Genomic DNA, 7,895 nt, shown 5'->3' on the forward strand with positions numbered 1-7,895 from the left:
GATCTGCTTCGAGCGCGGTCGAGCAGGCCCGCGCGACGGCCCCGGCCTCGCTCAGCCTCGCGGCCGCGCTCGAAGCCCAGGCCCGAGCGTGCGTGCTGACCCACCCCGAAGCGCTCGCGCTGGCCCACGAGGCCGTCGAGATCCGCGAGCGGCTGCAGGGCTTCTCGGACCGTGACCTCGCTGCCCCCCTCGCGCTCGGGGCCCTCGCGCTGCTCGAGGCCGACGACCCGGCGGCCGCGCTTGCGCTGATCAATCGGTCGAGGCAGCTCGCGCGCCCCAGCGAACACCCTCCCACGGCGATCTTCAGCGCCGCGCTTGGACTCACCGTGCTCGCGCTCGGCCGCGCCGACGAGGCCCGCGAGCCGCTCGAGCGCGCGCACGCCCAGCTCGCGCCTGCCAGCGAGCTCGCAACCCGCGTCGCCAAGGCCCACGCCAGCTTGAACAACCCATAGCCGCCAAGCCCGATCGTCCGCGGCCCGGCTTGCGCGCCCAGGTCAAAGTCGGGAGACTCGGTGCCACATGTCCGCGCGAGCTTGGTTCGGGTTCATCTCGCTGGTCACCTTGAGCACCATCGCCGCCATTGGGCTGTGGTGGCCGCCGATGCTGATCTCGTACCTGATATTTGGCCCGCTGTTCTTGGTCGGCGTCTACGACCTGTTTCAGGACAAGCACGCGATCCTGCGCAATTTCCCGGTCATCGGCCACGGTCGCTATCTGTTCGAGGCGATCCGGCCCGAGATCAATCAGTACTTCATCGAGTCCAACACCGACGGTATGCCCTTTGATCGCGAACAGCGATCCGTCGTGTACCAGCGGGCCAAGAACGTCAACGACACGACCCCGTTCGGGACCCAGCTCGACGTCTACCTGCCCGGCTACGAGTGGCTCGATCACTCGCTGCGCGCGGCAAGCCCGACCGCCGACGACGCCCGCCTGACGATCGGCAACAAGCACGCGGGCAAGCCCTACTCGTCGTCGCTGCTCAACATCTCGGCGATGAGCTTTGGTTCGCTGTCGAGCAACGCGGTCGAGGCCCTCAACCGTGGGGCCGCCCGCGGCCAGTTCGCCCACAACACCGGCGAGGGCGGCATCAGCTCGTACCACCTCGCGGGCGGCGGCGATCTGATCTGGCAGATCGGCACGGGCTACTTTGGCTGCCGGGCCGCTGACGGCGGCTTCGATCCGGACCGGTTCACCGAGCGGGCAGCCCACGAGCAGGTCAAGATGATCGAGATCAAGCTGAGCCAGGGCGCCAAGCCTGGCCACGGCGGGATCTTGCCGGCCGCCAAGTTGACCCGCGAGATCGCCGAGATTCGCGGCGTCCCCATGGGCCAAGACGTGCTCTCGCCCCCCTGCCACCGGGCGTTCGACTCACCCACGGGGCTGCTGGAGTTCGTCGCTCGCCTGCGTGAGCTGTCGGGCGGCAAGCCGGTCGGGTTCAAGCTGTGTGTCGGTCGCCGCGACGAGTTCCTTGGCATCTGCAAGGCCATGATCGCGACCGGCATTCAGCCCGACTTCATCACCGTTGACGGGGCCGAGGGCGGGACCGGGGCGGCCCCGCTCGAGTTCTCCAACAGCATGGGCATGCCGCTGACCGAGGGCCTGGTATTCGTCCACAACGCCCTGCGCGGCAGCGGGCAGCGCGACGACATCACCTTGTTGTGCGCTGGGAAGGTCCTGGGTGCGTTCGACATCGCGCGGCTGCTCGCGATTGGTGCCGACGGCTGCTACAGCGCCCGCGCCATGATGTTCGCGCTGGGCTGCATCCAGGCCCGTCGCTGCAACCACAACGACTGCCCCACCGGGGTCGCCACGCAAAAGCCCAACCTGGTCCGCGGGCTCGACATCGACGACAAGGCCGACCGGGTCCATCGCTACCACCACAACACGATGCACGCGTTCTTGGAGCTGCTTGGGGCGGCTGGGTTCTCCGATCCAACCCAGCTGCGTCCCTGGCACATTCACCGGCGCCTCGACTATCGCCAATCCATGCACTACGGGGAGCTGTTCAGCTACCTCGAGCCGGGCGCGCTGCTGGGGGATCGCAGCGGGCTGAGCAAAGACTGGAACGAGCTGTGGGACCGGGCCAGCGCGGACCGGTTCTAGTTCTAGTTCTTATCGCCCAGCGAGAACTCGCCGGTCGGATCGACGCAGGCGATCGCGTTGAAGGTGGGCGGATCCACGTTGACCTTGTAGCGAACATCGCTGATCGCCCGCACGGTGATCGCCGCAGGGCACAGCCCGTGCTCCGTGAAGTCCATGCACGCGGCGACGTGCTCGTCCGGCTCCGACTCGGCGTCGATCGCCGCTCGGTCGCCGCCCTCTTGGGCCTCACACCAGATCCGCAGCTTGAGCTTGCAGTCGTCGGACACCCGAGTGGGCGCGGCCTTGGCCAGGGTCATCCGCTCGCCGCCAGCCCGGCCGTGGCCACTCCAACCGCCGCTCGCGTCAACCGACTCGGTTCGCCACAGCGCTTGCTCGCAGCGAAGGTCCGGCGAATCGAGCACGACCTGCTCGGCGCTGATCGAGAGCGACAGCGGCCCGGAGGCGATCGTTTGTTTGGGTAGTCGCTCGAGGCTGGTCACCCACTTGGCCGCGCTGCCGTCCCAATTGTCGCAGGCCTGCTCGTTCGCGCTGTGTTGGGCCTGCACTTCGGGATCCTGAGCGCGCTCGCTGCCGGGCTGGGGCACGAGCCGCGCCGGTACCCAAAAGTCCGTCGTGAGCCGCCCGTCGGCGAGCGTCATCGTGCCCGAGCACTCGAACTCGTGCGTGACCCCGTCAGCGTCCTCGTCGATGATCTTGGCGTCGGCGATCAGCAGCTCGGCGCGCTCGTCGTTGCTGCCGGGGAGCTCGCGGATCGTCGTGGCTTGGAACTGCGCGTGGGCCCAGTCGAGGTCGAGGCGCATCCCCTTGGCCTCGATCAACAGCGCCCCATAGCGGCCCTGGATCATGCTGGGGAGCTCGTCGAGCGACTCCCACCGCGACCACGCGGCGTCGAGGGTCGACTCGCACTTGGCCTCGGCGTTCTCGCTGTCGTAGAGGGTCATCAACAGCCGGTCACCCTGGCGCGAGATCGTGCCGTTGCAGGTCTTGGCGTCCAGCTTGTCCCACTTGAGGGTCGCCCGCTCCACGCGGACGGTGCTGCCTTCCATCTTGCCGGCGTGGATCGTCAGCTTCATCTGCGGCAGCTCCAACCCCGAGGCCGTGACCACCATCCCCGGCGCATCGGTTGGCGCGCGACCATAGATGCCCTGGATCTCGGCGGGGATCAGCTCGATCGCCGCGGTCGAGAGTGAGTCGTCGCCGGGCTTGCAAGCCGGAAGCGCAAACCAAGACGAGGCGACGAGCACAGCCAAAAAGCGAGGGCGACGCAGCATGGACGGCTTGGTACCGTGCGCGGGTCGCGGGGGCAAGTCACCCTCGCGTCCTCCCCTTCCGAGTGCCAGCGCCGCATGTCCTCGATCAGTCAGCCCCGCGAGCCCGGCCTGCTCCGCCGTGTGGCCAAGCGCCTGCTCGCGTCGTCGCGCAAGCTGCTCACCCCTTCGGTCGTGGCGTGCGGCGGCGACGAGCTCCGCCGCCACCTCGCGGCCCTGGTGTTCGCGCTCTCGTTGGCGCTGCTGGTTCCGCTGCAGTTGATCTCGCACGTGCTCGAGCGAAACACCCTGCACACCGCGTCGAGTCTTGGCCAGTGGCTGGGGGCGATGGCCACCCTCGCGCTGCTCCGATTCGGCGCGCCCACGTGGATGATCGCCCACGCCATGGCTGTGGTGATCGTCGGCCCCGCGAGCGTCGAGTTGGTGTGGGCACCCGACCCGATCGGCGCCTACACCCTGGGGCTCGTGGTCGCGCCGACGATCGTCACGCTGATCGCGGGCGCGTGGCACGGGTGGCTGTGGTGCGGCATGTGTGCGCTCAGCTTGGTCGGCCTCAGCGTCGCTCCCAACACGTTCCCCGACGCGCAAGCGTGGGCGGTGGGCCTGACCCTCACCACGGTTGGCCTCAACGCGGCGATCCACGTCCTCGAGCTGCTTCGCCTGCGCAACATCGACGAGCTCGAGGCCGCACGCGACGCGGCCGCAGCCGCGACCGAGGCCAAGAGCTGGTTCCTCGCCAACATGAGCCACGAGCTGCGAACCCCCATGAACGGCGTGCTGGGGATGTTGGGGTTGCTGCTCGACACGCGCCTCGACGACGACCAGCGCGACTACGCCGAGACCGCCCACGCGTCGGCGGTCTCGCTGCTCGATCTGCTCAACGACATCCTGGACTTCTCCAAGATCGAAGCGGGCCAGATGGCCCTCGAGATCGTCGCCTTCGACCTGCGCGAATTGATCGAGGACGTCCTCGATCAGCTCGCGGTCCTGGCCGACGAAAAAGACGTGGAGCTGATCGCCCGCTACCCGCCAGACACCCCCAGCAGCGTGCGCGGCGACCATGGGCGGATCCGTCAGATCCTGCTCAACCTGGTCGGCAACGCGGTCAAGTTCACGGACGCGGGCCACGTGCTGGTCAGCGTCCACGTCAGCGGCAAGCCCGGGGGTCCGCGCACGATCCGCTGCGAGATCGAGGACACTGGGATCGGCATCCCCAAGAGCCAGGTCGGATCGATCTTCGAGCAGTTCCGCCAGGTCGACATGTCGACGACGCGGAACCACCCGGGCACGGGGCTTGGCCTCGCGATCGTCAGCGAGCTGGTCCAGCTGATGGGCGGCGAGGTTGGCGTGCGGCGAAACGCCGCGCGGGGATCGACGTTTTGGTTCGAGCTGCAGCTCGAGCTCGAGCCCAACCCGGACAGCCGATCCCAGCACAGCGCCAGCGCGTCGCCCCCAGAGCTGGGCGGGCTGCGGGTCCTGGTCATCGATGATCACCCCATCAACCGCATGGTCCTGCGCGAGGTCCTCGCCAGCTGGGGGGTGGCCTCCACAGAGTGTGACAGCGGCCCGACAGCGCTCGAGCTCCTGCACGAGGCAGCTGACGCAGGTCAGCCGTATCAGCTCGCGCTGCTGGACTTTCACATGCCCAACATGAACGGCCTCGACCTGGCCAGGACGATCAAGACCGACCCACAGCTGTCGGCGCCGGTGTTGGTCATGCTCAGCAGCATGACCCACCGCGCGAGCGCTTCGGACCTGCTCGCGGCCGGCTGCACGGCCTACTTGGTCAAGCCGGTCCATCAGTACGACCTGCTGACCACGATCGCCACGGCGTGGAACCAGCGCGGCGAACAGCGCCCATTGATCACCAGGGTGCGGGGCTTCGGGGCGCCGCCCAAGCTGCAGTCACGGCGTCTGCACGCCCGCGTGCTGGTCGTCGAAGACAACGCCGTCAACCAGAAAGTCGCGCAGCACATGCTGTCCGATCTTGGCTGTCGGGTCGACGTCGCGGCCAATGGCCAAGAGGCGCTGGAGCTGGCCGAGGTCGTCCCCTACGACCTCGTGTTCATGGACGTGCAGATGCCGATCATGGATGGGATCGCGGCGACGGCCGAGCTGCGCCGCCGCGAGGCCGAAGCTGACCGACACCTGCCGATCATCGCGATGACGGCCCACGCCCTGGCCAGCGATCGGCGTCGCTGCCTCGACGCCGGGATGGACGACTACATCTCCAAGCCGATCCGCAAGCGTGAGCTGCTCGCCCAGCTGCGCGAGCACATCCGCGCCAAGCCGGACCAGGACCCGACGACCGACTCGGCCCTCGACTCGACCCCGCCAGATGAGCGGCAGCCCTGCGACCTCGACTGGCTGCGGCGGACCTACTCGGCTGACGATGCGATGGTCAGGGCGCTGATCAAGCTGTTCGTCGACCAAGCCGAGGTCCTCGTTCCGGCGATCCGGGCCGCCGTCGAGGCCGGCGACATCCATGCGATCGAACGCGGCGCGCACAAGCTCAAGGGCAGCTGCGGCACGATCGGCGCCAAGCCGCTCTACCACTTGCTGTCCGCGACGCCGGACGAGATCGTCCGAGACATCGGCGCGATCGAGCTCGCCCACGCCGAGCTCGCCGCCTACTTCGCCGAACAACAACGCTGATTGACGCGGACCCACTGCCATCACAGCAGTGTCCGCCGATGCGCTCACCCGTGGTCGCGTTCGCGTTCGCGTGCGTGGTCGACTGTGATCGATGGCAACGGCTGCTGTGCTCGCGCGGGGAGGCTCCCTCGTTCCTGGCGCCCGCGGTTGTTGGAATGCGCGTGGTGCACTCTTTTCGCGTGGTGAGCGGGTCAGCGTTGCTAGGTTGGCGCCATGCGTCGCGGAGGCTGGATGGTCTTGCTGTGTAGCTGTCTGGGCTGTGGGGACAGCGGGGCCAACGATGGGTCGGGCATGGGCACCGCCGAGACCGGGGCCGAGGAGGGAGGCGGCGCCGATGCTGGGGCGGATCCTGGGCCAGACGGGCCCGGTTGTGACGAGCCGTGGGAGGGTTGGTGGGCGGGCGCCCAAGACGGCGACGGCGTGGCGCAGGCGATGCCGTCGCTGCCGGAAGCTTCGGCCCAGTGGGGGCGGTGGCACGCTGCGGCGGCGATCAAAGGTGCCGCCGCCGCGGCTTCCAGCGAAGACGAGCAGCTGCGGGCAACGTTGATCTCCGAGGCCGCCGCGCTGTCGACCGGGCGCAGCCTGGCCGTGTCGTGGTGTCTGGGGAACATCGCACCCAACCCGCAGGGACTCTTCGGGGTGATCGACGAGGAGGAGGACGCGCTCAACCTCGAGCGCTACACGCTGTTTCGCAAGGAGCTCGAGCGGGCCACCCGGATCTGGGAGCGGCACAGTCGGATGAACTTCGTGCACCTCGTTCCGCTCGATGATCGGCGCAAGCCCAGCGGGGGCGCGTGCGACACGGCGCTGGAGGAGGTGTGGTTTCGGGCCCAGACGCCGGCATGCGACACTACGTGGCAGGGCCAGACGAACGCCGGGGGCGAGAACGAGTTCGACCCCGCGGTCGGCTCGCCGCAGAATCCTGGCGGCTATGATCGGCTGCTCTGTATCTCGCACCAGTTCCTCGATGCCGCCAAGAAGCAGATCCCCTACCGCGCCGGGCACGAGGCCGGGCACATCGTTGGCCTCGCGCACGAGCACGTACGCTGGGACCAAGGCGGCAACCCGTTCAACAGCTGCCGCGACAACCACCCCTTCGAGCCGGTCGCACCCGAGCGCCAGCTGACCCCCGAGGATCCGTGGTCGGTGATGGGTTACGACGAGTGCGTAGGGTCCGAGAAGTCCACCGGGATCAGCCCGCACGACATGATGGGCGCCTATTATGCGTTCAATTGGGCAGACCGCCGGGTCCGCGACATGGCCCCGCAAGGTGGCGGGCAGGAGCGGCGACTGTGGGCAGGCGACTTGCGACCGGGGTTGCTTTGGTACGCGCCGTTTCCCGATCGCTTGATCGAGTGGCGCTTCGACGCGCAGCAGCCTGGGCCGCTCGCGTACGACGTGATCGAGCGCTGCATGGACGGCGCGCCGCCGTGTGCCGTGCATGATTCCAACGGGCACTGGCGGCCGATCATGGGCCAGTTCACGGGCTGGTCCGACGCGCTCGACGTGTTCATGTACAGCCCGGATCAGGCGGCGGCGGATCTGTTGCTGCGCAATCGGGCGAACGAGGGGAGCGACGAGGCGCTTGGGTTCGAGTCGATCGAGGCGCCCGCGCCCGATCGGGCGATCCCGGTGGTCGGGAACTTCGTCAGTGAAGGTGGCGGGCGGGACCAGCTGCTGTGGTACCGGCCGGGGCTGGCGAGCGATCACCTGTGGGGGTTCGACGCGAGCGGGGGGCACGAGGTGTTGGATGTGGATGTGAATCAGCGTGACTATCGGATCCCGATCGTGGGTCACTTTCGCAGCCGGACGGACACGGCGGACATTGTCTGGTTCGAGCCGCGCACCGCGACGACGGACACGTGG

Annotated in this window: 3 protein-coding genes and 2 pseudogenes; 4 read left to right on the top strand and 1 reads right to left on the bottom strand. The window is 68.4% G+C overall.

Features of this window, described 5'->3' with window-relative positions; translation table 11 throughout:
* Positions 1 to 452, top strand: a pseudogene (locus tag DB30_RS39610) (hypothetical protein); the annotation flags it as partial.
* A gap of 67 nt (positions 453 to 519) precedes the next feature.
* Positions 520 to 2,106, top strand: a complete 1,587-nt coding sequence (locus tag DB30_RS39615; protein WP_052559194.1) for an FMN-binding glutamate synthase family protein — start codon at positions 520 to 522, stop codon at positions 2,104 to 2,106.
* Between the two features lie 2 nt (positions 2,107 to 2,108).
* Here DB30_RS39615 and DB30_RS39620 read toward each other — a convergent pair whose 3' ends face one another.
* Positions 2,109 to 3,377, bottom strand: a complete 1,269-nt coding sequence (locus tag DB30_RS39620; protein WP_146662764.1) for a hypothetical protein — start codon at positions 3,375 to 3,377, stop codon at positions 2,109 to 2,111.
* A 75-nt stretch (positions 3,378 to 3,452) separates the two neighbouring features.
* Here DB30_RS39620 and DB30_RS39625 point away from each other — a divergent pair, with 75 nt between their 5' ends.
* Both DB30_RS39625 and DB30_RS39630 read left to right on the top strand, forming a co-directional pair.
* Positions 3,453 to 6,029: a response regulator gene (locus DB30_RS39625; RefSeq protein WP_052559198.1), complete on the top strand. Its 2,577-nt coding sequence runs from the start codon at positions 3,453 to 3,455 to the stop codon at positions 6,027 to 6,029.
* A gap of 213 nt (positions 6,030 to 6,242) precedes the next feature.
* Positions 6,243 to 7,895 (top strand): annotated as a pseudogene (locus tag DB30_RS39630) (hypothetical protein); the annotation flags it as partial.

The sequence above is a fragment of the Enhygromyxa salina genome (assembly GCF_000737335.2).
Lineage (GTDB): Bacteria > Myxococcota_A > Polyangia > Nannocystales > Nannocystaceae > Plesiocystis > Plesiocystis salina_C.